We start from the raw sequence: 1,247 nt of genomic DNA, 5'->3' as shown, positions 1-1,247 counted from the left end.
AACATGAACTGTGTAAAAAAACAAATTTTTAAGCTGTTTTTTGCAAATAAATATCCTGGTATAAAGTTCTGTTTTTTACTACTCCAAATACAATTTTAAGCAGTTTATTGCACACAGCAATTAGGGCTGCTTTTTTATTCTTTCCTTTAGCTACTAATCGGTCATATAATGCACTACAATGTGCGTTGGTTTTCTTGGCATTTAGGGCACACATATATAAAATATTGCGCAGTTGTTTACCTCCTTGTTTGCAGATTCGAACCCGTCCTCTTATACTACTTCCACTTTGATATTCTGTGGGACTCAAGCCTGCATAAGAGATCAATTGTTTGTATGAATTCATGTCTTTGAACCCTTTGGTATAGATAATCAATTCGGCCGAAGCTCTGGCTCCAATCCCTTTTACACTTTGTACTAATTTAAGAGTTTCTCCTTCCCATTGAACCAATTTTTCTTGTAACTCAGCTTCTAAATTTCGCTTCTGTTCTCTTAGTTCTTTGATGATCTTCTGAAAGCTTTTCTCTACTAATTTGGTGTCAAATGGACACTTTTTTAAGCTGTGTATCTGATTGCTAAACTTGGTAATCTCTTTGGTTAAATCCTGTATACAATTATTCAACGAACGGCACTCAAAGTAGATGTTATCAGGCATTTGATACAATGATGGATTGCGTTCTAGTCCATATTCATAAATTCGTTTAGCATCTTTTTTATCCGATTTATTACGCTCTAAATGCATTTGAATGTAACGCTTGATTTGAAGGGCATTCACCACACTGAATTTGATGCTTTTACTATGCAAAAAGAAAACAAATCGCAAATGATAAACCCCTGTGGATTCCATTACAAAATGCGTTTCTTTACCGCATTCCTTGATCAATTCTCTAAATCCAGATACCGAATTACTTACTTGTAAATGTTGACCAATACCTTGCTTATTTTTAAAATAAGCATCTAAGGTTTCACTCGAAACATCAATACCACAATAGTTGTTTTTCTCTTCCATTTTAGTTAATTTTATTTTTTATTGATAGAACAAATCTTGCAAGTCAACCAACGATCCTAACACGAACTTTTTGTTCAAATAAACTGTACGGTTTGAAGCAAGAAATGAGCAGGGATAACCATGTTGGGGAAGCTATAATGCCTAAGCCGTTACACTATCTTTTTCTGCTCATTTGTTCTTTCAATTTTTTATTTTTTAATTACTTAAATATATGAATTTACAAACATAGGAGCCGTTACAA

General features: G+C 33.4%; 1 protein-coding gene. It reads right to left on the bottom strand.

The genetic code is table 11. From position 1 onward, the window contains the following. Window positions 1-28: 28 nt before the first annotated feature. Window positions 29-1,006 carry an IS110 family transposase gene (locus H2650_RS15645; RefSeq protein WP_188051762.1) on the bottom strand — a complete coding sequence of 326 codons (978 nt, stop codon included), beginning with the start codon at window positions 1,004-1,006 and terminating at the stop codon, window positions 29-31. Window positions 1,007-1,247: the final 241 nt, after the last annotated feature.

Source organism: Flavobacterium sp. GP15, from assembly GCF_014281985.1.
Taxonomy (GTDB): Bacteria; Bacteroidota; Bacteroidia; order Flavobacteriales; family Flavobacteriaceae; genus Flavobacterium; species Flavobacterium pygoscelis.
Note: the sequence above shows the minus strand (reverse complement) of the source record. Positions and strands in the feature narration are given on the sequence as shown.

Excerpts from the sequence above, each read along its gene's own strand:
- H2650_RS15645 (WP_188051762.1), bottom strand. The coding sequence starts at position 1,006 with ATGGAAGAGAAAAACAACTATTGTGGTATTGATGTTTCGAGTGAAACC.